Origin of the sequence: Paraburkholderia sp. SEWSISQ10-3 4, from assembly GCF_030464785.1 — a bacterium.
GTDB lineage: Bacteria > Pseudomonadota > Gammaproteobacteria > Burkholderiales > Burkholderiaceae > Paraburkholderia > Paraburkholderia aspalathi.
This window is the reverse complement of record NZ_JALPRI010000013.1, coordinates 53,188-77,621: the sequence shown is the minus strand read 5'-3', so window position 1 is coordinate 77,621 and position 24,434 is coordinate 53,188. Positions and strand designations below refer to the sequence as shown.

Below are 24,434 nucleotides of genomic sequence, written 5' to 3'. Positions count from 1 at the left end.
TGTCTTCGCAGCGGAACGTGCTGCGAAGACACGTAGCAGTACCGTTGTAATATCCGGCACCAGCAAGAACACCCGCTCCCCCGCGCGATTAAAATAACGAAACCGCGCACGGCAGGCCATCGGTCCTGCATCTCATTGCGCGACACTCCACGCGCCCCGCCATGAATGACGACCAACTCCTCCGCTATTCCCGCCACATCCTCGTCGACGAAATCGGCATCGAGGCGCAGCAGCGCTTTATCGACGCGCACGCGATCATTGTCGGTGCGGGCGGCCTGGGCTCGCCGGCAGCGATGTATCTGGCGGCGGCAGGCGTTGGCCGTCTGACGCTGGTCGATGAAGATACGGTCGACCTGACCAACCTGCAGCGGCAGATTTTGCATGTGACGGCGTCTGTCGGGCGCAAGAAGGTGGAGTCCGGGCGCGATGCAATCGCCCAGATCAATCCTGAGGTGGTAGTGAACGCGGTGGCCGAACGCGTCGACGATGCATGGCTCGATCGCGAGGTGCCGCACGCCGCAGTCGTGCTCGATTGCACCGACAACTTCGCGACGCGCCACGCGATCAATCGCGCCTGCGTGAAGCATGGTGTGCCGCTGGTCTCAGGCGCGGCCTTGCGCTTCGACGGCCAGATCAGCACTTTCGATTTCCGCGATGCAGCGTCGCCCTGCTATGCGTGCGTGTTCCCGGAAGATCAACCGTTCGAGGAAGTCGCGTGCTCGACGATGGGCGTGTTCGCGCCCACGGTCGGGATCATCGGTTCGATGCAAGCGGCTGAAGCACTGAAAGTGATCGGCGAAATCGGCACGCCGCTGATGGGCCGTCTTACGATGCTCGATTCGCTGCGTATGGAATGGAACACGATGCGCATTGCGCGTCAGCCGGATTGCCCGGTATGTGGGCAACGGCATCAGGCCTGAGCCTACGCAGGCAAGACGCTAAAAGGAAAACGCCGCACATATGTGCGGCGTTTTTCATTTGAACCCACCAATCCGGATTTTCAGTTTCAAGCCAGTATCACGCGCTTGAGCGCCGCCTGCACCTCTTCCGGTTCGAACGAAGCCAACACGTCGGCCACCGGCTTCTCGAGCGTCTTCAGATGCGAGCGCAGGACTTCCTGCTTGACCACCAGCAACTGGCTCGGGTGCATCGAGAACTCGGTGAGGCCCATGCCGAGCAACAGACGCGTCAATGCCGGGTCGCCCGCCATCTCGCCGCACACCGACACCGGCACCCCCGCCCGCTTCGCCTCGCGCAGCGTGAAGGCGATCAGATGCAGCACCGCCGGGTGCAGCGGGTCGTACAGGTGCGCGACCGAGTTATCCGCGCGATCGATCGCCAGCGTGTACTGGATCAGATCGTTGGTGCCGATCGACAGGAAATCCAGCCGCTTGAGAAACAGCGGCAATGCAATCGCGGCAGCCGGAATCTCGATCATCGCGCCGACCTGCACGTTCGGATCGTAGGCGATACCGGCATCGTCCAGTTGACGCTTGGCCTCGCGAATCAGATCGAGCGTCTGATCGATCTCCTGCGCGTGGGCGAGCATCGGAATCAGAATCTTCACTTTGCCGAACGCCGACGCACGAAGAATCGCGCGCAGTTGCGTCAGGAACATCTGCGGTTCCGAGAGGCTCCAGCGAATCGCTCTGAGCCCCAAGGCGGGGTTCGGCGCGGTTTCGTAGCCGTCGCCCCCAGCCATCGAATCGAGCGGCTTGTCGGCGCCGACGTCGATCGTACGGATCGTCACCGGCAAGCCGTTCATCAACTCGACCGCGCGACGATAGGCCGCAAACTGCTCTTCCTCTTCCGGCAACTGGTGCTTGTGATTCATGAACAGGAATTCGGTGCGGAACAGGCCCACCCCGGTTGCGCCCGAATCGACCGCCGCGCGCGCGTCCTCCGGCAACTCGATGTTCGCGCACAGTTCGATGCGCGTGCCGCAAAGTGTTTGCGTAGGCGAAAACTTCAGGCGTTGCAGCTTGCGCTGCTCCAACGCTTTTTCGCTCTGACGGTACGAATATTCTTCCAGCACGATGGGTGCGGGATCGACGATCACGATGCCGTGATCTCCGTCGACAATGATCAGGTCGTCTTGCCGGATCAACTGGCTCGCATGCTGCACGCCGACCGCGGCCGGAATGCCGAGGCTGCGCGCGACAATCGCCGTATGCGAAGTCCGTCCGCCGAGATCGGTGACGAAGCCCTGAAACGTTTGCGTTTTGAACTGCATCATGTCGGCAGGCGCGATGTCGTGCGCGACCACGATCATCTCGTCGCAGGTACCGTGCACGCCGTCCACCAGCGCCACCGAAGCACCGGCGAGCGCCTTCAGCACGCGCTCCACCACCTGTTCGATGTCGGCTTTCCGCTCACGCAGGTATTCGTCTTCGATATCGTCGAAATGGCGCGACAGGCGCTCGAGCTGTTCGGTCAGCGCCCACTCCACGTTGTAACGGCGTGTACGGATCAGGTCGATAGTTTCCTGCACGAGCATTGCATCGTTCAGGATCATTGAATGAACGTTGATGAACGCGCCCATTTCGCTCGGCGCGTCTGCCGCGAGATCGGCGCGCAACGTGTCGAGCTCGTAATGCACATGTTGCTGGGCCGTGCGGAAGCGCTCGATCTCGCCCTCGATCTGGGCGGGTTCGATCAAATAGTGGTCTACGTCAAGTGCAGCCGGGGCGATCAGATAGGCCCGCCCGATGGCGATACCGCGTGACACGGGAATTCCATGCAGCGTGAAGGACACGCGCACCTCCTCTAGTTGTGTGATGCCGCGGCAAACCGCTGCAATGCTCTCAGACTCTGCTGGCCATTATAAATTCCGCGCCCGTTGTAGATACGTTAGGGCTGTGTGCAGCGCAGCACGAAATACCGTAACCATCCACAACAATGCGCCTTCGGCGAACTTGCGCTCCGGCAACGCGACCCCCCGCGCGCCGCGAGCAGGCGCTTCTCAAGCTGCGATTGTCTCGCGCTAAAAAAAATGCCGCGGACAGCCGCGGCATTTTGCTTCAGGCAACGGTAACGCGTGAATTCACTGACCTTCGCCGAATTTATCAGCAATCAGTTTCAACAATGCGTCCATGGCTTCTTTTTCGTCGGTGCCTTCTGTTTCGATGAGCACCGTGCTGCCTATACCCGCGGCCAGCATCATCACACCCATGATGCTCTTGGCATTGATACGGCGGCCATTGCGGCTCATCCAGATTTCCGCCTGGTAGTTGCCCGCGAGTTGCGTCAACTTGGCCGACGCGCGCGCGTGCAGCCCCAGCTTGTTCACAATAGTCGTTTCCTGTTGCAGCATGTGATGGTCCGAAGCGCGGGTAAGTGTTGTAGTGAAAGGTGAAACTGCAAACCAGCTGCGATTGGGCGCGACCCAATCGCAATCGTTTAAAGCCGTGAGATCCGCTTACAACCCGGTCGAGCCGGCTTTCTGAGTCAGGTCGGCCTCGGCCGGCAGCGCTTGCAAACAGTCAGCGGCGGCGGCCTCTGGCGGCAAAGCGGGCAAACAGTCACTGGACCCCGCGGGCGGCGCAACCGGCGCCGGCGTGGCCGGCCCGATTGCGTGTACGCCCTTGGTGGCTCCAGCGAGCGCTTTGTCGACCAGCGTGTCGAGCGGCGTCGCGCGATAACAGACCGCGCGCACCAGCATCGGCAGATTGACGCCACACAGCACACGAACGTTCGGCACCGAAGCGAGCCGCCCGGCGATATTCGCCGGCGTGGCGCCGAACATGTCGGTGAGCACGAGTGCGCCGTTTTCTTCCTTGAGCCGCTCGATTTCCGAATGCGCGAACGCGACCTGCTGTGCGGGATCGCAATCCGGCGATACATCGATCACGCCGATGCGAGCCGGCAAGCCACCGTAGATGTGCGAAATACAATCGCGCAACGCGGTGGCGAACGGAGCGTGCGCAATGATCAGAATGCCTGCCATGTCAGCCTTACTGCAAAAGAACGGCCCCGAACCGTGGACCGGGACGAAGCCCGGTTCGTAAGCGCCCTCGACTGGCCGTGGGTCGTGAGGGCCGGAACGCATCACCCGACGAGCGGCCCGCGGTGCCTGATATCGCCGAGGCAAGGGCGGGAAACGGCTCGTTCACAGTCCGCAATCCATGCCAGTGGCGTCTGACAGACACCTTCCACTCGGCTTGGCGCGGAAGAGCGGGCATTGTATCAGGCTCATTTTCTCGCCAAAGCTGGTGTTTCGCTTGATGCGGATTTACTACACAGTTTGGGGGGCTTCGCAGCCATTCAAGGGCTGCGCCTCAAGCGGCCGCTCGCTCCAATGCGTCGATGAACATCGCGGCGACGTCGAAACCGGTCTGATCCATGATCTCGCGGAAACACGTCGGGCTCGTCACGTTGACCTCGGTGAGCCAGTCGCCGATCGCATCCAGCCCGACCAGCAGCAGACCACGCGCGGCAAGCACCGGCGCAAGCGTGTCCGCGATCTTGCGGTCGTGATCGGTGAGCGGGCGCGCCACGCCGAGCCCACCCGCCGCGAGGTTGCCGCGCACTTCATTGCCCTGAGGAATTCGCGCGAGCGAAAACGGCACCGCTTCGCCGCCGATCAGGAGAATGCGCTTGTCGCCTTCCTTGATCTCGGGGATGAACTTTTGCGCCATCACCGAGCGCGCGCCGTCGTGGCTCAGCATCTCGATGATCGAGCCGAGATTCATGCCGTCGGCCTTCACGCGGAACACGCCCATGCCGCCCATGCCGTCGAGCGGCTTCAGGATCACGTCGCCGTGTTCTTCATGGAAGGCGCGCAAACGGGCGGCGTCGCGCGTCACCAACGTCGGCGCGACGAACTCCGCGAACTCGCCGATCGCCAGCTTTTCCGAATGATCGCGAATGGCCTGCGGCTTGTTGAAAATGCGCGCGCCGCCGCGTTCGGCGATTTCCAGCAACCACGTCGACGTCACGTATTCCATGTCGAAGGGCGGGTCTTTGCGCATCACGACCGCGCTGAAACTCTTCAGCGATTTCGGCGTGGCCGCTTCAGCGGCGTACCACGTGTCGCGATGGAGGTCGGTCACGTCGCCGGTAATCGCAAAGCGCTGCACATTCGCCTCGACGTCGCCGCCGGTCCACGCCAGATGTTTCGGCTCGCACGTGTAGAGCGTGTGACCGCGGCGTGCGGCTTCGGCCATCATCGCGTAGGTGGAATCTTTGTAGATCTTGAACTGCGTAAGCGGATCGGCAATGAAAAGAATGTCCATGAGGATTCCGGTGCGCCCTTAGGGCTTGGCATTGATCGTCAAATATAGTCGCTGAAAATGACGATGGCGGCACGCATGCCGCCATCGACCATCTCGCGAGGCTTAAACCTGAATTGCTTCCGGATCGGTCTTTTCCAGTTCGACCGATGCGGCCAGCAACCCGAGCCGCGCCACCACGCCGTACATATAGAAGCGGTTCGGCACCGCCGCGCCGGGCTTGGCGTGCGCATCCGGCAAGGCCGTGTGCTCGAAGCCGAGCGGCACGAAGTGCATGCCGGGCGCGTTCAGGTTCTGATCGCGCTCGCGGCTGCCGTGCACGCGGTAGAAGCCACCCACCACGTAACGGTCGATCATGTACACGACCGGCTCGGCGACTTCTTCGCCGATCCGCTCGAAGGTGTACACGCCTTCCTGCACGATCACGTCATGCACTTCGAGGCCGTCTTTGGTGGCGGCCATCTTGGCGCGTTCGCGCTTGGTGAGCGCGGCCACTTCCGAGGCGTCGTGCACGGTCATCACGCCCATGCCATAAGTGCCCGCATCCGACTTGATGACAACATACGGTTTCTCGGAAATACCGTACTCGCGATATTTCCTGGCGATCTTCTTCAGGACACCGTCGATCGCATCCGTTAGCGCTTCCTCACCGGTGCGCTCCTGGAAATCGACGCCTTCAACGTGCGCGAAGTACGGATTGATCATCCACGGATCGATCTCGACCATCTTCGCGAACTTCTTCGCGACGTCGTCATAACAGGAAAAGTGCATCGATTTGCGGCGAACGGCCCAGCCGGCATGCAGCGGCGGCAGCAGATACTGCTCGTGCAGATTTTCCAGCACGGGCGGAATGCCGCCTGACAGGTCATTGTTCAGCAGAATCGAGCACGGGTCGAAATTCTTCAGGCCGAGGCGCCGCTGCGAACGCTCGAGCGGTTCGAGCACGAGCTTCTGGCCGTCGGACAGTGCAATCGTGACCGGCCCGACGATGCTTTCGTCGAGCGTGCCGAAACGTACGTTCAAGCCGGCCTGGCGCATGATCGCGGCCAGACGGGCGACATTCTCCAGATAAAACGCGTTGCGCGTATGGCGCTCGGGGATCACCAGCAGATTCTTCGCGTCCGGGCAGATCTTTTCGATCGACGCCATCGCGGCCTGCACGGCGAGCGGCAGCACTTCCTGCGGCAGATTGTTGAATGCGCCGGGAAACAGATTGGTGTCGACCGGCGCGAGCTTGAAGCCCGCGTTACGCAGGTCGACTGAACAGTAGAACGGCGGCGTGTGCTCCTGCCATTCGAGCCGGAACCAGCGTTCGATGGCGGGGGTAGCGTCGAGGATCTTCCGCTCGAGGTCGAGCAGCGGGCCGTTTAACGCCGTAACTAGGTGCGGAACCATTGATCACTCGCAGACTGGAGAAAAAAGATTGTAGAGCAAATGCTTTGTCCATTTGGGGACGCTTTCTCCATTCGCAAGCGGATGCGAATGCATTCTCGCTATCGCCATGATAGGCGGGGAAAACTGCTGTTCACAAGAGACGCGTCAAGAAAAAAGCCCGCCATGAAGGCGGGCCAAAGTCGCTGCGCTTGATTCTGATCCGCAAGTCCTGAGACTTGCGGGGGGAATCCTTATTCGACGTGTTCGCCGTGCAGGCTCACGTCCAGACCTTCGCGTTCTTCTTCTTCCGTCACGCGCAGGCCCATCACCATATCGATCACCTTCAGCAGGATGTAGCTCACCACGCCGCTGTAGACCAGCGTCGTCAGCACGCCCTTGGCTTGCAGGATGACGCTGCCGTCCGCGCCGCCGATGTCCTTGACCGCGAACACGCCGGTCAGGATTGCACCCACGATACCGCCGATGCAGTGCACGCCGAACGCGTCGAGCGAGTCGTCGTAACCGAGCTTGTGCTTGAGCCACGTTGCCGACCAGAAGCAGATCACGCCTGCCGCGATACCGATCACCAGCGAACCCGCCATACCGACGAAGCCCGAAGCCGGCGTAATCGCCACCAGACCTGCCACGGCGCCCGACACGATACCGAGTACCGACGGCTTACCCTTGGTTGCCCATTCAGCGAACATCCATGCGAGTGCTGCTGCTGCGGTTGCCACTTGCGTTGCGAACATCGCGAAACCGGCACGGCCGTCTGCTGCCACTGCCGAACCCGCGTTGAAGCCGAACCAGCCTACCCACAGCATGGCGCCACCGATCAGCGTGAGCGTCAGGTTATGCGGCGCCATCGCTTCCTTGCCGTAGCCGACGCGCTTGCCGAGCACCAGAGCACAGACCAGCGCCGCGATACCGGCGTTGATGTGCACCACCGTGCCGCCCGCGAAGTCGAGGATGCCCGCGCTAGCCAGCCAGCCGCTCGGTTCCCAGACCATGTGCGCGATCGGCGAGTAGACGATGATCGACCACAGCGTCATGAACACGAGCATTGCCGAGAACTTCATACGGTCGGCGAACGCGCCCGTGATCAGTGCCGGGGTAATGATCGCGAACGTCATCTGATAGACGACGTAGACCGTTTCCGGGATCGTCGGTGCGAGGTGGCTGACGGTCAGCGTCGTGGCCTTGTCGCCCTTGATGTAGTTCATGCCCGCCATGAAGAAGCGCGAGAAGCCGCCGATGAACGAGTTGCCCGGCGTGAAGGCGAGGCTGTAGCCCACGATGACCCAGATGATCGACACCAGGCAGGTGATCGCGAAGCTCTGCATCAGGATCGCGAGCACGCTCTTCTTGCGGACCATGCCGCCGTAGAACAGCGCCAGACCCGGGATCGTCATGAACAGGACGAGCGCGGTGGAGGTCAGCATCCAGGCGGTGTCGCCCGAATTGATCTTCGACGAATCGACCGAGAACGGCGCGGTCGGGGCGGCAGGTGCGGCGTCCGATGCTGCCGGCGCGGCTGCAGCGGCGCTGGCAGCCGGTGCGGCGGACGCATCAGCGGCCGGTGCCGAAGCCGCGGCGGCAGCAGGCGCTGCCGAAGCGTCAGGCGCCGGCGCGCTCGCCGTCGTATCGGAAGCAGGCGCCGAGGCGGCTGCAGGGGCGGAAGCGTCGTCCGCGAGGGCGGCGCCGATACCGCCCGCGAGCAGCGAACCGGCCATCAGCATGGACATCAATAATTTGCGCATCTTCGTTTCCTCTTGTCGCTATCTGTGTCGCTATCTTTTGGTATTACAGAGCGTCCGCGCCGGTCTCCCCGGTGCGAATCCGAATCACTTGCTCGATCGGCGTGACAAAAATCTTGCCGTCGCCGATCTTGCCGGTGCGTGCCGCGCGTTCGAGCGCCTCGATCGCCTGGTCGACGATGTCGTCCGAGACAGCCGCCTCGATCTTCACCTTCGGCAGGAAATCGACGACGTATTCAGCGCCCCGATACAGTTCCGTGTGGCCCTTCTGACGACCGAAGCCTTTGACTTCCGTCACCGTGATGCCTGAGACGCCGATGGCCGACAAGGCTTCGCGCGCCTCATCGAGCTTGAACGGCTTGATGATTGCGGTAATGAGTTTCATGAAATCCCTCGCTAAGTTGCGTAACCCGTTGCGTAACCCTGTTTGCGTACCCTGTAACCCGTTCGCGTGGTCTCGTTCCGCTGCCGGTAAAAAGCACCCGGCAGTGCGCGCGGGGCAGTAACAGCAACTCGCATGCCATGTTGTGTCAGACTTCGTCCGGGGCATGCTGCAGAAGGAGCGCAAGCGGCCCTGGCCGGATGGCCAACGTTGGCGGGGACCGGTGGCGCGGCGTATGGATCGTTGCTAGAGTGTTCGAAGGCTTTTAACGTTTGAGCACGCACCAAACGGGCTCATGCGGCAGCGGCAGGCAACAGGCCATGCACCAAGACGGCCCATTCAACGTGACAAAGCACAGGCGCAATGAAACATGCACATTTTTTGTGCATTAAGGGGAACACCATGAAACAACCGAACGATGTCTTTAACGATTTTCAGGCCCGCATGAGCGAGCTGTTCAAGAACTCGCCGGCCAAAGATGTCGAACGCAACGTGAAAGCCATGCTGTCGCAAGGCTTCTCCAAGCTCGACCTGGTCACACGTGAGGAATTCGATACGCAGACCCAGGTGCTGGTGCGCACTCGCGCGCGCCTCGAGGAACTGGAGCGCCGCGTCGCCGAGCTCGAACAGAAACTGCCGGTCACAACGCCAGCAGCCTGAAGCTTGGCTCGCAGCGCTTTAGCTGCGTAGTGCTGCACATCACTGGCAAGCGAGCCGTGACGTCATCAGCGTTTTAGGGGATTTGCGCGCGCCATCTGCGCGCGGTCCGACGGGAGAAAACATGTCGCTTGCCGTGGTGCGCAGTCGCGCGCCGGCCTCTGGCCGCGCGCCCGAAGTAACCGTCGAGGTCCACCTCGCGAACGGATTACCCTCTTTTTCGATCGTCGGCCTTCCTGATCTGGAAGTGCGCGAAAGCCGCGAGCGCGTGCGCGCGGCGCTGCAGAACTGCAGCTTCGATTTCCCTGTAAGGCGCATCACGGTCAACCTGGCTCCCGCCGATTTGCCGAAGGAATCCGGCCGCTTCGATCTGCCGATTGCTTTGGGCATTCTGGCGGCGAGCGGGCAGATTCCGGCCGAGTCGCTCCTGCATCGTGAATTCGCTGGCGAACTGTCACTGACCGGCGCGCTGCGGCCGATGCGCGGGGCTTTCGCGATGGCCTGCGGAACGGCCCGCAGCGTTGCTTCTCCTGGCGGCGTGGCGGGCGTGTCTGCTTCTACTTGTACTTGTATTACTTCGGCCGGACTGGCAACGCCTGTTACGTCCGCTCAATCTGCCCCGCAGCTTTATCTACCCGCCGCGAGCGCGGCCGAGGCAGCGCTAGTGCCGGGTGTCAACGTCTATGGCGCCACCGATCTGCCGTCGCTGTGCGCACATCTGGCCGGAGCGCCCGACGCCCGGCTTTACCCTGTCGTGGCCCCCGACCTTAGCGAAACCGCGCCCGCCGCCATTCCGGACATGGCCGACGTGATCGGCCAGCGCGGCGCGCGCCGCGCACTTGAAGTGGCCGCGGCCGGCGGACACCACGTCTTGCTGGTCGGGCCGCCTGGCGCGGGCAAATCGATGCTCGCCGCCCGCCTGCCAGGCCTGCTCCCTCCCATGACCGATGACGAAGCGCTCAGCTCGGCCGCGTTGCTGTCCGCCAGCCGGGCCGGCTTTACGCCCTCGCAATGGCGGCAGCGGCCGTTTCGCGCGCCGCATCATTCGTCGAGCGGGCCGGCGCTGGTCGGCGGGCGCAATCCGCCGCAACCCGGCGAAATCACCCTGGCGCATCTGGGCGTGCTGTTTTTGGACGAATTGCCTGAGTTCGACCGCCATGTACTGGAGACCTTGCGCGAGCCCCTCGAGGCCGGCCGCATCACCATCTCGCGCGCCGCCTTGCAAGCGGATTTTCCAGCCGCTTGCCAGCTAATCGCGGCGATGAACCCCTGCCCCTGCGGATGGCGCGGTGACCCCAACGGCCGCTGCCGCTGCACGCCTGAGATCGCGGCGCGCTATCTGCGCAAGCTGTCCGGGCCGCTGCTCGACCGGATCGACATCCAGCTCGAGATTCCTGCGCTCACGCCGGCGGAACTGTCGGCGCGTTCCGCCACCACCGGTGAGTCCAGTGCGGCGATCGCACTGCGGGTGAATGCCGCGCGTGAGCGGCAACTCGCCCGGCAAGGCAAAACCAATCGGGAACTGGGCGGACGGGAAGTGGACGAGGTCTGTCGGCCCGACGCGGAAGGAGAAGCTTTGCTGCGCCAGGCCGGCGAGCGCTTCGGCTGGTCGGCGCGTGCTTACTACAGAGTTCTGAAGGTAGCGCGGACCATCGCCGACCTCGCCGGCACCGCCATGCCGAGCGCTGCACAAGTCGGTGAAGCCATCCAATATCGCCGGGCTTTTGGGTCGGTATAAGGCGAAAAATCGGCTGTCAAGACTTGACTTATGCACATGTACGCGATCCAGATAGATTTTGAAACATCTGAAAGGCGCACGGAAGCATGCATCCAAAAGGCATTGATTCGATTGGACTTTTTTGAACGACCGGAGCGGACTCGCTCTGACAGAATGCCCACGGGATGGGCATCTACGGCAAAAAAAGCGAAGTTCTCAACAGAGTTATCCACAGGACCTGTGAGTAACCGGAAAACTTCAACGTAAACCGGGAATTAGCACGCGATGCTACGAAGGAACTTTCACTGTCTTCCACAAACTTGTCGCGCACCGAGTCGGCCAAAAAACATGCCGCTTTAAACGTTCAGTAGAGCTGGAACGACGAAAAAAACTGGTCGACCTGTTCCTGCTGCACGGGCTTGGAAGCAATGATCGCGGCCTGATACACATGCCGGCCACGCGCGACCAGCCGCGCATAGACGGTGCGCGTTTCGTGCTGCGACCCAGCCTCGCCGCTCAGTTTCATTTCCAGACCCAGCACCTTGCCGCCTGCGGCCAACGGGATTTGCACCGCGTGCGCATCCGGCGCGGCGCCGACGTTACGGGCGAGACCCGTGCGCAGGAATTCGAGGGCGGCGCGTTGCGTCGCTTCGTCATCGCTCGGCAGCATCACGGTGCCGACCGCGAACACGGCGTCGCCGGCTTCGGCTGTCTGCATCGCCATCTGCATCGGCTTGCCGTCGATCTGGACCGCGCGCTGATCGTTGTCCGGCTTGGCCGGCAAGTCGACCGTGTAGCCGTTGTCGTTATTCATGATGGTGCGCCAGTCGAAGGTCGGCGAACACGCTGCCAACGCGCCGCCCAACGCCAGCGTGCAGGCCACCGTGCGGAGAACTGCTCGCGCTCGCTGCAAGGGGAAAGCGACGCCGGCCGGGCGACCGTCTGTCAGGGCGAAACGTGGAGAACGGCTAAAGGGGCGGCCAAACGGGATGATCGAGACTCGGGCGAGGAAGCGAAAAGCAGTTCGGAGCATGGGGACAGAAAATCGGACTGACAGGAACGTGAAGTCCTATTATCGCCTCCCGGGCCGCCCGCTGCCGCGTTGCCGGAATGGGGCTACAATAGCAAGGCCAAGCAATACCGGATTTAACAGGCCAAATCCACGTACTGTTCCGCGCGTTCTGCGCGACTCTCGAGGTTCCGTTCATGAGCTCCACCCCGTCCACTGCCGCACGGCGCGCGAATCCGCTTCGCGCCATCATCATCGCCGTCGTGGCCATCGCGATTGCGACTGCCGGCTATTTCGCGTTCGCCGGCCAGCAGCGCGTGCCCGATGCGACCTTCACGTTGCTCTCGGGCCAGAAAGTCTCCACTGCCGATCTGAAAGGCAAGGTCTACCTGGTCAACTTCTGGGCGACCAGCTGCGACACCTGCATGAAGGAAATGCCGCAGATGGTCCAGACCTATAACCGCTTCAAGGGCAAAGGGCTCGAATTCGTCGCCGTCGCAATGAACTACGACGCGCCGATGTACGTGGCCAATTACACGCAAACCCGCCAGTTGCCGTTCAAGGTTGCCATGGACGACGGCTCGGCCGCCAAGCAGTTCGGCAACGTGCAGCTCACGCCGACGACCTTCCTGGTCGACAAGGACGGCAAGATTCTGAAGCGCTATGTCGGCGAACCGCAATTCGCGGAACTCGACCAGTTGCTGGAAAAAGCGCTGAACGCGGCTTGATTGCTGCCTGATCGCCGCACGAAAAGCCTGAAGTAAAACATCCAGATTCAAACACGCCGGCGCCGAGGTCATACCGCCTCGCCGCCGGCGCTTCAAATCCTCACCGCTCCCCTTCGCCTTTGGCCGCGAGGCCATATCGCTTGATCTTCTCGTAGAGCGTTGCCTTTCCAAGCTGCAGCTTGTCTGCCGCGACCGCCACTACGCCGCCCGCCTGCTCCAACGCCTCCGCGATCACCGCCCGCTCGAATTGCTCGACACGTTCCTTCAAGGGTTGCGTCGCTACACCGTCGTCGGCGAAAGACATGACGGGGTCGTCGGCGACGCCGAGCACGAAACGGTCAGCGGCATTGCGCAGTTCGCGCACATTCCCCGGCCATTCCCGTTGCATCAGGCTGGCACGCTGCCGGTCGGTGAGAATCGGCGCGGGGCGCTGATAACGCACGGCCGCATCCAGCAGGAAGTGTTCGAAGAGCGGCACGATGTCCTCGCGGCGTTCACCCAACGGCGGCAGCGCAATCGTCACCACGTTCAACCGGTACAGCAAATCGCGACGGAACGAGCCGTCCGCGACGTGCTCGGCCATGTCGCCCTTCGCGGCAGCCACCACGCGGCAATTCACGCGAATCGGCTGATTCGAGCCGAGCCGCTCCAGCACGCCGTCCTGCAACACGCGCAGCAGCTTGACCTGTAACGCGAGCGGCATGCTCTCGATTTCGTCAAGGAACAGCGTGCCGCCCGAAGCGTGTTCGAGCTTGCCGATCCGGCGTTTTGCCGCGCCGGTGAAAGCACCGGGTTCATAGCCGAACATTTCCGACTCGAACATCGGCTCCGGCAGCGCGCCGCAGTTCACCGCGATAAACGGTTTGTCACGGCGCGGCGACAGTTCATGCAAGCTGCGCGCGATCAACTCCTTACCCGCGCCGGTGTCGCCGTTGATCAGCACCGAGGCGTCGGTCGGCGCGATATTCGCGATCAGCCGCCGCACCTGCTCGATCGCCGGACTACGGCCGATGATGCGCGGCGCCACCGTGTTCTGTCCGGCCAGTTCACGCCGCAGCGCGAGGTTCTCCAGCACCAGCTTGCGGCGCTCCAGCGCACGTCGCACGGTTTCGATCAGACGCTCGGATGCGAAGGGCTTTTCGATGAAGTCATACGCGCCGTCGCGCATCGCCTGTACGGCCATCGAAATATCGCCATGGCCGGTAACCAGAATCACCGGCACGTCGGGCGCGCGTTCGTGGCACTGCGCAAGCAATTCGAGTCCACTCGCGCCAGGCAAGCGAATATCGCTGACGATCACCCCGGAGAAGTCCGCGCTAATCATCTTCGCCGCGGATTCCGCCGACGCATGGCCGATCACCTCGAAGCCCGCCAGTTGCAGACTCTGCACGCTGGCGCGCCGCACCAGTTCGTCGTCTTCGATATACAGCACTTGTAGGCCGTCGTTCAGCATGTTGTTCTCGTCTGATTCAGGAACCCGTGGTGAGCGGGTCCGATGTGTAGCTCGTCTGCACGCGCGCGCGGCGCAGCGTCAATACGAATAATGCACCGCCATCCGGCGCGTTGCGCGCCACCAGTGTGCCGCCGCAGTCGCGCGCAATCGACGACGAAATCGCGAGGCCGAGCCCCAGCCCCTGACCCATTTCTTTCGTAGTGAAGAACGGTTCGAACAGACGCGGCAACACGTCGTCCGGAATGCCTGGGCCGTTGTCATGCACAGCGAACGACACGCTCGACTCAGCGGTTTCGATCTCGATCGAAATGCGCGGCGGCATCAGCCCCGCCGTTGCATCCAGCGCGTTGCCGAGCAGATTGATCAACACCTGCTCAAGTCGCAGATCGTCGCAATTGGCAACTAGATCGGCGGGATCGTCGGCGAGATTCAGCGGCGTGCGCACGCCGGTGCCGGCATCGAGCAAGGCGAACTCGACTTCCACGCCTTGCAGGCGTTTCTGCAGCAGCGCGATGACGTTGCGCAACGCTCGCATGACCGGCGCACGCGCACTGCGCGGCCGCGCGCGGCCGACAAACAACTTCAACTGATTGGTGATCTTGCCCATGCGCTCGGTGAGCGCCGCGATCGCTTCGAGATTTTCGAACGCCGACGCCTGATCGCCGCGTTCGAGCAGCACGCGTGTGTTGTCCGAGAAACCGCGCAGCGCGGCAAGCGGCTGATTCAATTCATGCGTGATGCCCGCCGCCATCTGACCGAGCGCGGCGAGCTTGCTGGCCTGAATCAGTTCGTCGTGCGCGTCGCGCAGTTCCTGCTCGGCGCGCGTCCGCTCGGCGACTTCTTTCTGCAACTGCTCATTCGCCTGCGAGAGATCCGCGGTGCGCTCCGCCACTCGCCGGTTCAGTTCGGCGTAGGCCTTTTGCAGCAGCGAACGGCTGCGCATCACTTCGCGCACCCGGGCGCGACGCATTCTCCAGTAGAACGCGAGCAACACCAGCGACACGTAGCCGAAACCCGTCACGATGGTCGCCTTGCGCGCATCGGCGTCGACAGGACCGACGGGCGACATCGTAATCAGATGCCAGTCCGGCTCGCCCATGCCGCGCCGCGACGCCAGATAACGCGGTGCATAGCGGCCACCGCCGATCCGCACGATCTGCGCATTGCCTTCGAGCGTGCGCTCGATCGTCACCGGCAGTGGCGCGATCGGTTGCTGCGCATACTGGCGCGCCTGATAGATCGAATCGGCGACTTGCCCCGATAACGGGCGGATCGTGTGATATTTCCACGCCGGCACCGACGACAGAAAGATCACGCCGTGATCGTCGGCGACAACCAGAGGCTCGGACGCATCCGCGCCCTGAAACCATTCGAGATCGAGTTTGACGACGGCCACGCCGACGATCTTGCCGTCGCGCCGCACCGGCTGGGAGATGTAATAACCCGGCGCCTGCGAAACCGTGCCGATACCAAAGAAGCGGCCCACGCCACCCTTCACCGCATCGAGAAAATACGGCCGGAATTGATAGCCGGCGCCGATGAAGCTGCCCGGCCCGTGCCAGTTGCTCGCGGCGACGCAATAGCCGTCGAGCGGAATGATGTAGGTGACCGTTGCCCGCGCGTGACGGTTGAGGTCTTCGAGATAGAGATTGGCGCGTTCGACGTTGGCAGGGCTGGGATCGACCAGCACGTCTTGCACAATGGGATGCTCGGCCAGCAGATAAGGCAGCGATTCGTAGCGCTCGAGCGTGCTTTTCAGCGCGCTGGTCGTGCGATCGACCCGCACCGCGGCGTTGCGCCGCAAATTGTCGATCCCGCTCTGCCACGCGATGGTGTAAGTCAGCCCGCACGCCACCACGAGCCCGGCGACGAGCGCGAAGAGGATCAGCAGGCGGCGCGTCACGTTGGCAATATCCGATCGGTAAGGATCGGATATTGTGGCATAAGGCGCCGCGTCGCCGGCGTAAGCTTCGTCGGCTGACGGCGCGGGGTCCGGGCTCGCGGTCGCCGCTTTCATAGGTGGGCGTCCGCGGCCGAAGTCGTGCTCGTGACGGTTGCCTGGCTTACGCCTCGGCCGGCTCTTTGACCGCCACGTCACCCCGCAACGCAGCGTTCAGCTTGTTGCGGTCCAGTTCCTTTTCCCATGCCGACACCACCACCGTCGCCACACCGTTGCCGACAATGTTCGTCAGCGCGCGGCATTCGCTCATGAAGCGGTCGATACCGAGAATCAGCACCATGCCCGACAACGGAATGGTCGGCACCACAGCGAGCGTGGCGGCCAGCGTGATGAAGCCTGCGCCCGTCACACCGCTCGCGCCCTTCGACGTCAGCATCGTCACCGCCAGCAGCGTGAGCTGCTGCGTCCACGTGAGGTCGGTGTTGGTCGCCTGAGCGATGAACAACACGGCCATCGTCATGTAGATGTTGGTGCCGTCGAGGTTGAACGAGTAACCGGTCGGCACCACGAGGCCCACCACCGAGCGCGAGCAGCCGAGCTTTTCGAGCTTCAGCATCAGTTGCGGCAGCGCGGCTTCCGACGAGCTCGTGCCGAGCACGATCAGCATCTCTTCCTTGATGTAGGCGACAAAGCGCAGGATGTTGAAGCCCACCGCACGCGCGATGATGCCGAGCACGACCACCACGAACACGATCGAAGTCAGATAGAACGTGCCGATCAGCTTGAGCATCGGCAGCAGCGAGCCGATGCCGTACTTGCCGATGGTGAACGCCATCGCGCCGAAGGCGCCGATCGGCGCCAGCTTCGTGATGATGCGCACAATGCCGAACAGAACATGCGAGAGCCCGTCGATGAAGTTCGTGACGACCTTGCCCTTCTCACCAGCCGTGGCCAGCACCGCGCCGAACAGCAGCGCGATCAGCAGGATCTGCAGGATTTCGCCCTGTGCGAACGCCGATACCAGCGTGTCCGGGATCAGGTGCATCAGGAAATCGACCGTGGTCTGGCCGTGCGCCTTCGCGGCATACGAGGCGACCGCCTTGCCGTCGAGCGTGGCCGGATCGATGTTAAAGCCGACACCGGGCTTCAGCACGTGGGTCGCGATCAGGCCGAGCACCAGCGCGAACGTCGAGACGATTTCGAAGTACAGCAGCGCCTTACCGCCGACGCGCCCGACCTTCTTCATGTCTTCCATACCGGCGATACCCGTCACCACCGTACAGAAGATGATCGGCCCGATCACCATCTTGATCAGCTTGATGAAGCCGTCGCCGAGCGGCTTCATGTCGACGGCGAAGTCCGGCGAAAAATGGCCGAGCGCAATGCCGATGATGATCGCCACGATCACCTGGACGTACAGCACTTTGTGGATAGGTTTCTTCACGATGTTTCCTGCGATATGGGTGAGCTCAAGGCCTGCCACGCTGCGCATCATGCGAACGAATAGTCGTCACGCCTGTGCACGGCATTAGGCCGCGACAAGACGACGAATTCAGAAATACCGGGAGGGGAAATCAGACATCGTTGTCTCCTTGCTTTAGTTGTCGGACCGTTGCGGCCGCGGTTTCTAAATTGCAAGGTCGATGCCAGCTTGATGCAAAGCGAATCGCTTTGATTTTTATAGGTTTTTTGGCGTGTTACAGCACCCGCCGTCCGGGATTCCGGAAATCCGGACGAGGGGTGTCGGGGAATCCGGAATCCGTACGGGCCGCGAGTCCGGGAAAACCCGGAGAGCCTTTGGGGCTGCGGCTTTCGCCTGTTTCAGCCGAAACCACCTGGTCTGTACGCGGGGTTTTCGCCCACCTCAGACACGGCTGTTCGGCTTCTATGCACCACCCTCTTCCAGCACCAGCAAGTTCTCGTGCGAGAAACCCAGCGATACCGGTTGACCCCGTTCGGGCAAGCCGCGATTCGGGTCGTTGAACACGTCGAGTGAAATCACCGCGTCTTTCACGCGCGTTCTGATGCGCACCACCGCGCCGAGGAAATTCACTTCTTCGACAGTCGCGTTCAGCGTATTGCGACCCGGCGCGGCCGGTTCCAGCACAATCGCTTCGGGGCGCAGGGCGAGCATGCGCTTTTTGCCCGCGTCGTCTGCCGGCAATTCTTGCGTGGTGGTCAGCTCCTGACCGTCGACGGCCATCTTGCCGGTTTTCGGGTCGATCACATGCCCCGCCAGAATGTTCAGCGTGCCGACGAACGACGCGACAAAGCGCGTGCGCGGATAGTTGTAGATCTCCGAGGGCGAGCCGATCTGTTCGACGCGCCCCTCGTTCATCACCACGATGCGGTCGGAAATGGACAGCGCCTCTTCCTGATCGTGCGTGACGAAAATCGACGTGATGCCCAACTCGCGCTGCAACGCACGGATGTCTTGCCGCAAGGAAATGCGGATCTTCGCGTCGAGTGCCGATAGCGGTTCGTCGAGTAACAGCACCTGCGGCTTGCCGGCAAGCGCGCGCGCCAGCGCCACGCGCTGCTGCTGGCCACCCGACAATTGCCACGGATAGCGTTCACCGAGATGCGGCAGCTTGATCAGTTGCAGCATCTCCTCGACGCGCTTCTTGATCTCCGCCTGCGGACGGTGCGTGATCTTCAAACCGAAGCCGATGTTATCGGCCACCGTCATGTTCGGAAACAGCGCATACGACTGGAACACCATGCCGACCTTGCGCTGCCGGGTACGCAGGTGCGTCACGTCCTTGTTATCCAGCCGGATGATGCCGCGCGTCGGCGTTTCGAAGCCGGCGATCATGCGCAGCACCGTGGTCTTGCCACAGCCGGACGGCCCAAGAAACGTGATGAATTCGCCGCGCTCGATCTTCATGTCGAAGTGATGCAGCGCCGTGTTCGCCCCGAAGGACTTATGCAGATTTTCGATCTCAAGGAATGCCATGATTCGCTGCCTTAGTCGGTCAAATTAGTCCGTCAAATTTTCTGGCCGCTAAGCGCGCGTGCCGAGCCGAATACCTGAATCAAACCCATCGACGCCCATGTGATCACAAACGCGATGATCGCAAGCGCCGATGGTTCATACGCGCGGTTCGCGCCGATCAATTGCAGATACGGGCCGAACGCGGGGCGGTCGAGCAGACTTGCCAGCGTGAACTCGCCGATCACCACCGCAAAGGTGAGAAACGCGCCGGACAGAATGCCCGAGCGGATATTCGGGAAGATCACCTTGAACAGAATCGTCGGCCAGTTCGCCCCGAGGCATTCGGCGGCCTCGGTGAGCGAGCGCACATCGACCGCGCGCAAACCGGCGTCGACCGCGCGATACATATACGGCAGCGAGAGCGTCACGTAACCGAACACCAGCAACAGGTCGGTCGCGCGCTCGTTGGCCGTGAGCGGCAGAATCGAACTGCTGTTGTAGATGCGCAGATAACCGAACACGATCACGATCGCCGGCACCACCAGCGGCAACAGCGTGATGAATTCGACGACCGGCCGCAGTTTCGGCAGCCGCAACTGCACGTAGTACGCAGTCGGCACCACCAGCAATACGCCGACAATGATCGTCAGCACCGCCATCAGGATCGAATAGCCGAACGAGGCCTGAAAGCGCGGATCGCTCAGCACGACGCTATACGCCTCGAAGCTGTACACGCCGCGCTTCATGCGCAGGCTGAATTCGAAAGTGGCGAGCAACGGAATCAGAAAGTACAGCGAACCGACGATCATCGCGGTCCATGCACCCACACGCGACTGGCTTTTCATCGACGGCCCCTTTCAGCGCGTGAACGCAGCCAGATGTAGCCGCCATTCGACAAGCCCGTCACGAGCACCATGCCGAGCGCGAGCGCGTAGCCGAGGTTCTGGTTGTGCATCACGTCGCCGCGAATCTGCGCGTACAGCAGAATCGTGACGATGTTCAGCGAACTGCCGGTCAGTGCGTAAGCCGTGGCGACCGCGCCGAACGAATTGGCGAACAGCAGCAACGTCGCGCCAAGCACGCTCGGCCACAACACCGGCAACGCCACGTGACGCCAGTATTGGAAGGCCGTACCGCCGAGGCAGTCACAGGCTTCGCGCCACTCGCGCTTCAGGCCGTCGAGCGCGGGCGTGACGATCAGCACCATCAAGGGAATCTGGAAGTACAGGTAAGTCAGCGTCAACCCCGAGAAGCTCAGAACGCTAAAGCCCGTCGAGTACAGATTGAAGCCGAGGTACTTCTTCAGCAATACGGTCACGAGGCCGACGCGCCCCAGCGTACAGATGAAGGCGAACGCGAGCGGCACACCGGCAAAATTCGAGGCGACACCGGAGAACGTCATCAACGTAGGACGAATCCAGCCCGGCAATTTGCCTTGCACCGCCGCCCACGCGAGCAGCGAGCCGATCAACGCGCCGCCGAGCGCGGAAGCGGCGCTCACCTTGAAGCTGATCCAGTAGGCGTCCAGCACCGTGGGCTGGAGCAGGTCGCGAAAGTTGCCGAGCGTGAAGTGGCCCTGTGGATCCTGAAATGCGCCAACCATCAGAAAGCCGGTCGGCAGAATCAGGAACAGCAGTGCGAACGTGAAAAACGGCACCACGCCGATCCAGGCGAGAAACTGCGACGCGCGGCCCGGACCGTTGACGCGAGGCGTTGGCGTGGGCACAGGCGGAACCAGCAATTCCGGCTGCACCGATCCAGCATCCGATGAAGCGCTCATAGCTCACCCTTAGGCAATCTGGCTAACGCGTGGCGCGCCGCTCTCATGGAGCGGCGCGCTATCTTTGAAACTGCGCGTTGCGGTTAGAAGCGGCGGCGTGTGCAGCCTGCGATTGCTCGCTGCTGCATGGCCGCCGCAACCGCGTGCGCCGCGGCGATTACTTGACGTTCGCGCCGACCGTTTCGTCCCAGTGCTTCGTGATGGTGTCCTTGTAGGCGTCCTGTTGGGACAGCGTCGGGAACACCACGTTCTTGTACGACGACGGCGGCGGCAGCTTGTCGAGCAGCGCTTGCGGGACTTTCTTCGCTGCCACCAATTCGTTATAGCGCATCGGGTGGCAATAGCCGGTCAGCCAGCCGATCTGGCCTTCGTCGGAGTACAGGTATTCCATCCACAGCTTGGCGGCGTTCGGATGCGGTGCGTAGGCGCTGATCGCCTGAACGTACACACCAGCGACCACACCCGTCTTCGGAATCACCACCTGCACCTTCGGATTGCCCTTCAGCGTGTCGCGATCGGCTAGCGCGTTGTAGTCCCAACGCACGACGATCGGCGTGGTGCCTTGCGCGAGCGATGCGGCCTTGCCGATCACCGGCACGAAGTTGCCGTTCTTGTTCAGGTCGGCGAAATACTTGAGGCCGGCCTTGTCCGCCTTGCTCACATCGCCCTTGCTTTGCGACAGACCTGCTGCGAACACGGCCTGGATCGCCTGATTGGCCGTGCGCGGGTCGCCGGCCAGCGAGACGGCGTTCTTATAGTCTGACTTGAGCAGATCGCTCCAGTCGGACGGCGCCTTGTCGATCATGTCGGCGTTCACTTCAAACGACAGCACGCCGTAGTAATCGCCATACCAATAGCCATCGGCGTCTTTCGACTCTTTGGGAATCGAGTTCCACGAAGCGACCTTGTACGGCTGCAGCAAACCCTCGGCCTTCGCGGTCGGACCGAACGACAGACCCACGTCGATAACGTCAGGCGCTTGCGGACCCTTGTTGCCCTTGTTCGCCTTGATGGCTTCGACTTCGTCGCCCGAACCCGCATCCGGATTCAGCTCGTTGATCTTGATGCCGTATTTCTTCTGAAAGCCGGCCACCAGTGCACCGTAGTTGCACCAGTCGTGCGGCAACGCGATCACGGTGAGTTGGCCTTCCTGCTTGGCGGCTGCGACCAGTGCGTCGAGCGGCGCGGCCGAGGCGCTGCTCACGCCGGCTGCGGCGACACCCGCAGCGGCCGACATCGAAAGTAAACGAGCTAACGCGGTGCGCTTCATAGTTATCCCCATCCTCTGCCGAAATTGCTACGTTTGGAAAATTTCTAATTTCTAGCTCTATGGGCGCACACCTGTGCAAGCTCGCACTCGCGCACCCGCGCCATGCCCGGTCCGGCTCAGTCTGGATTCACCGGCGCCGAAAACATGTCGTGTTCCAGTTTATCGATGCGATCTGTACAAATCATGTCGACGCCCCATTGCGCGAGCACCTGCGCACGCTCGGGATCGTTTACCGTGTAGGCCAGCACGCGCAATCCGGCCGCCTTGATCTCGGTGACGAGCGGCTCGGTCAGGTACCGGTGGCTCGCATGCAGCGACACGCAGTCCAGTTCCCGCACGATGCGCAGCCAGTCAGCCGGCACCTCTTCGAACAGCATGCCGCGCAGCAGCGAGGGTGCCGCCTCGCGCGCAGCAGCCAGCGCCTCGAACGAAAACGATGACAGCAGTGGCGGCGTTTGCCCTTGCCACAAAGTCAGCGCGCCGCTTGCGACGAGGCGCCCGGTGATCTCGTCGCGCCCTGGGCAGGGTTTGATTTCGATGTTGGCGGCGATGTCATCTTGTGCACAGCGCGCGGCGGCCTCGGCGAGCGTCGGCAGATGCGTGCCGACGAACTGCGGCCCGAACCAGGCGCCGGCGTCGAGCGCAGCCAGCTGGTTCCACGTATGTTCAGCAGCGGCGCCATGGCCGTTGGTGGTGCGTTCCAGCGTGTCGTCGTGCAACAGAAAGAGCTGGTTGTCAGCAGAGAGTTTGGCGTCGAACTCAACCATGCGGTAGCCGTAGCGCACGCATGCGTCGAAACCGGCCAGCGTGTTCTCCGGCGCCAGCGTGCCGCCGCAGCGATGCGCAACCAGCCTCGGATACGGCCAGTCTGCGGATAAGGTGCGATCAATCCCGTTTCCCACGTCTCGTTACCTTCCAGATAGAGCGGGTTAAATATGCTCTCGACACGTTCCCAGCTGCCACTGCCGTCATGCCACACCTGCGCCATGCAGCCTTTACGCGTGAGCCCCGCGCGTAGTATCGCGCCAATGGGCGACGCTGCGATAGCTGGCCGCACGGCCAACGCCGCGCACTGCTGCAATCTTATTGTCAGGATGCCGAACCGTGCGGCGTCCCGGCAGCGCCGCATTCAGCAGCAAATGGTTCAGACGGCAGATCCCAAGGTCCATTATGGCAATGACATGTGTCCATCAAATTGCCAAAAAACGCCGCGAAATGCTCGAAATCGGACATTTCAATTCCTTTTCGAACATTTGATGTTCGAAATATGCGCCGCGCTTCGATCTGCGAAGGCTAAGGTTAAATACACAAACTTGCAAGCTGCCAAAAAAATACAACACAATTCGACTAAAGTAGTACGCTTGTCATTGTCCGGACACACATCCATGTCCACGATGACACTATTAAAACAAGCTGTGTGAACGCGCGTTCGCATCCAAGGAATAATGCATGTGGCAGGAAGACCGTCATCAGAGAATTCGCGCGTTGCTGTCCACGCTTCAACGCGTGTCGACCGAACGGATCATGGCGGACCTCGGGGTATCGCGCGAAACGGTGCGGCGCGATCTGCTCGACCTGGAGGCGCTCGGTGAATTGCGGCGCGTGCATGGCGGCGCGATCAAACCCGCCGACGAAGCGCCGATCGCCGAGCGCGCCCACACGCGCGTCAAATCCAAAACGGCGATTGCCAAGGCGGCCATCGGTTTGATCGCGAGCGGCCAGACACTTTTCATCGACGCGGGCACGACCACCGCAGCGCTCGCTGAAGAACTGGCCAAACTGGCGAACCTGACGATCGTCACCAATTCCATCGACGTCGCGCTGAAAATGCGTGGCGCCGTGGATCAAACGGAAACGGCCAACGAAGTGATCCTGCTGGGCGGCTCGATCAGCGATCGGGCGATGGCGACCACCGGCGCGACCACTGTGCTCGACATCCAGCGCTATCGTGCGGACATGGCCCTGCTCTCGCCGGTCGGCATCGATCACCGGCACGGCGCGACCAACTACGATCACGCTGAAACCGAAGTGGCGCGCGCCATGGTCGCCAACGCAGACCGCGTCGTGATCCTCGCCGACTACAGCAAGATCGGTCAACGCAGCCGGATTTCGTACTGTCCGGTCGATCGGATCGATGTGCTGGTCACCAACAAAAAGGCGGCCGAAGCCGCCGACTTTGCCGCGCTGAAAAAGAAGCTGGAAGAGATCGTTCTGGCTTAGGGCGCCGCAAGCGCGCCGCGC

Annotated in this window: 22 protein-coding genes; 5 read left to right on the top strand and 17 right to left on the bottom strand. The window is 62.1% G+C overall.

The window, feature by feature from the left end:
* Window positions 1-161 precede the first annotated feature (161 nt).
* Window positions 162-920, top strand: coding sequence for a molybdopterin-synthase adenylyltransferase MoeB (locus M0D68_RS22805; protein ID WP_200651368.1), 759 nt, complete (start codon window positions 162-164; stop codon window positions 918-920).
* An 86-nt stretch (window positions 921-1,006) separates the two neighbouring features.
* Here the strand turns inward: M0D68_RS22805 and ptsP are convergent, their stop codons facing one another.
* From ptsP to M0D68_RS22770, 7 genes are all read right to left on the bottom strand, one after another.
* The gene (ptsP, locus tag M0D68_RS22800; RefSeq protein ID WP_093643772.1) at window positions 1,007-2,755 is read right to left on the bottom strand and encodes a phosphoenolpyruvate--protein phosphotransferase; all 1,749 of its coding nucleotides are present in this window, start codon (window positions 2,753-2,755) and stop codon (window positions 1,007-1,009) included.
* A 288-nt stretch (window positions 2,756-3,043) separates the two neighbouring features.
* Window positions 3,044-3,313, bottom strand: coding sequence for an HPr family phosphocarrier protein (locus M0D68_RS22795; protein ID WP_054035732.1), 270 nt, complete (start codon window positions 3,311-3,313; stop codon window positions 3,044-3,046).
* A gap of 105 nt (window positions 3,314-3,418) precedes the next feature.
* Entirely contained in the window at window positions 3,419-3,946 is a 528-nt protein-coding gene (locus M0D68_RS22790; RefSeq protein WP_093643774.1) for a PTS sugar transporter subunit IIA, read from the bottom strand.
* A gap of 331 nt (window positions 3,947-4,277) precedes the next feature.
* Complete coding sequence (gshB, locus tag M0D68_RS22785; protein WP_175051985.1) at window positions 4,278-5,234, bottom strand: glutathione synthase; 957 nt, start codon at window positions 5,232-5,234, stop codon at window positions 4,278-4,280.
* Between the two features lie 102 nt (window positions 5,235-5,336).
* Complete coding sequence (gene gshA, locus M0D68_RS22780) at window positions 5,337-6,626, bottom strand: glutamate--cysteine ligase (RefSeq protein WP_266225409.1); 1,290 nt, start codon at window positions 6,624-6,626, stop codon at window positions 5,337-5,339.
* Window positions 6,627-6,856: 230 nt separating this feature from the next.
* On the bottom strand, window positions 6,857-8,365 hold the full coding sequence (locus M0D68_RS22775; protein WP_211702870.1) for an ammonium transporter: 1,509 nt from the start codon (window positions 8,363-8,365) through the stop codon (window positions 6,857-6,859).
* Window positions 8,366-8,408: 43 nt separating this feature from the next.
* Window positions 8,409-8,747, bottom strand: a complete 339-nt coding sequence (locus M0D68_RS22770; RefSeq protein WP_006048089.1) for a P-II family nitrogen regulator — start codon at window positions 8,745-8,747, stop codon at window positions 8,409-8,411.
* Between the two features lie 399 nt (window positions 8,748-9,146).
* Here M0D68_RS22770 and M0D68_RS22765 point away from each other — a divergent pair, with 399 nt between their 5' ends.
* A complete protein-coding gene (locus M0D68_RS22765; RefSeq protein ID WP_093645600.1) occupies window positions 9,147-9,404 on the top strand; it encodes an accessory factor UbiK family protein in 258 nt (85 codons plus the stop codon).
* A gap of 121 nt (window positions 9,405-9,525) precedes the next feature.
* On the top strand, window positions 9,526-11,139 hold the full coding sequence (locus tag M0D68_RS22760; protein WP_266225408.1) for a YifB family Mg chelatase-like AAA ATPase: 1,614 nt from the start codon (window positions 9,526-9,528) through the stop codon (window positions 11,137-11,139).
* Window positions 11,140-11,482: 343 nt separating this feature from the next.
* Here the strand turns inward: M0D68_RS22760 and M0D68_RS22755 are convergent, their stop codons facing one another.
* Complete coding sequence (locus M0D68_RS22755; RefSeq protein ID WP_266225406.1) at window positions 11,483-12,151, bottom strand: hypothetical protein; 669 nt, start codon at window positions 12,149-12,151, stop codon at window positions 11,483-11,485.
* A gap of 173 nt (window positions 12,152-12,324) precedes the next feature.
* Between M0D68_RS22755 and M0D68_RS22750 the strand changes: the two genes are divergently transcribed.
* Entirely contained in the window at window positions 12,325-12,855 is a 531-nt protein-coding gene (locus M0D68_RS22750; protein ID WP_093645606.1) for a TlpA disulfide reductase family protein, read from the top strand.
* Between the two features lie 100 nt (window positions 12,856-12,955).
* Here the strand turns inward: M0D68_RS22750 and M0D68_RS22745 are convergent, their stop codons facing one another.
* The 9 genes from M0D68_RS22745 to M0D68_RS22705 all read right to left on the bottom strand — a co-directional run bounded on the left by M0D68_RS22745 (window position 12,956) and on the right by M0D68_RS22705 (window position 23,426).
* Complete coding sequence (locus M0D68_RS22745) at window positions 12,956-14,308, bottom strand: sigma-54 dependent transcriptional regulator (RefSeq protein ID WP_200651366.1); 1,353 nt, start codon at window positions 14,306-14,308, stop codon at window positions 12,956-12,958.
* 16 nt (window positions 14,309-14,324) lie between these two features.
* Window positions 14,325-16,325 carry an ATP-binding protein gene (locus M0D68_RS22740; protein ID WP_266225404.1) on the bottom strand — a complete coding sequence of 667 codons (2,001 nt, stop codon included), beginning with the start codon at window positions 16,323-16,325 and terminating at the stop codon, window positions 14,325-14,327.
* Between the two features lie 46 nt (window positions 16,326-16,371).
* The gene (locus M0D68_RS22735) at window positions 16,372-17,652 is read right to left on the bottom strand and encodes a dicarboxylate/amino acid:cation symporter (protein ID WP_093645738.1); all 1,281 of its coding nucleotides are present in this window, start codon (window positions 17,650-17,652) and stop codon (window positions 16,372-16,374) included.
* Between the two features lie 441 nt (window positions 17,653-18,093).
* Window positions 18,094-19,164: an ABC transporter ATP-binding protein gene (locus M0D68_RS22730; protein WP_054035689.1), complete on the bottom strand. Its 1,071-nt coding sequence runs from the start codon at window positions 19,162-19,164 to the stop codon at window positions 18,094-18,096.
* 32 nt (window positions 19,165-19,196) lie between these two features.
* The gene (locus tag M0D68_RS22725) at window positions 19,197-19,988 is read right to left on the bottom strand and encodes an ABC transporter permease (RefSeq protein WP_093645611.1); all 792 of its coding nucleotides are present in this window, start codon (window positions 19,986-19,988) and stop codon (window positions 19,197-19,199) included.
* Window positions 19,985-20,923 carry an ABC transporter permease subunit gene (locus M0D68_RS22720; protein ID WP_093645614.1) on the bottom strand — a complete coding sequence of 313 codons (939 nt, stop codon included), beginning with the start codon at window positions 20,921-20,923 and terminating at the stop codon, window positions 19,985-19,987. Before M0D68_RS22720 ends, M0D68_RS22725 begins: the two co-directional genes overlap by 4 nt.
* Before the next feature lie 157 nt (window positions 20,924-21,080).
* Window positions 21,081-22,193, bottom strand: a complete 1,113-nt coding sequence (locus M0D68_RS22715) for an ABC transporter substrate-binding protein (protein WP_093645616.1) — start codon at window positions 22,191-22,193, stop codon at window positions 21,081-21,083.
* 116 nt (window positions 22,194-22,309) lie between these two features.
* On the bottom strand, window positions 22,310-23,095 hold the full coding sequence (gene ugpQ, locus M0D68_RS22710) for a glycerophosphodiester phosphodiesterase (protein ID WP_266225402.1): 786 nt from the start codon (window positions 23,093-23,095) through the stop codon (window positions 22,310-22,312).
* Between the two features lie 187 nt (window positions 23,096-23,282).
* Window positions 23,283-23,426 (bottom strand): hypothetical protein, encoded by a 144-nt coding sequence (locus tag M0D68_RS22705; RefSeq protein WP_167378521.1) that lies wholly within the window; start codon window positions 23,424-23,426, stop codon window positions 23,283-23,285.
* Window positions 23,427-23,642: 216 nt separating this feature from the next.
* Here M0D68_RS22705 and M0D68_RS22700 point away from each other — a divergent pair, with 216 nt between their 5' ends.
* Window positions 23,643-24,413 (top strand): DeoR/GlpR family DNA-binding transcription regulator, encoded by a 771-nt coding sequence (locus tag M0D68_RS22700; protein ID WP_266225401.1) that lies wholly within the window; start codon window positions 23,643-23,645, stop codon window positions 24,411-24,413.
* The last annotated feature ends 21 nt before the right edge of the window (window positions 24,414-24,434 follow it).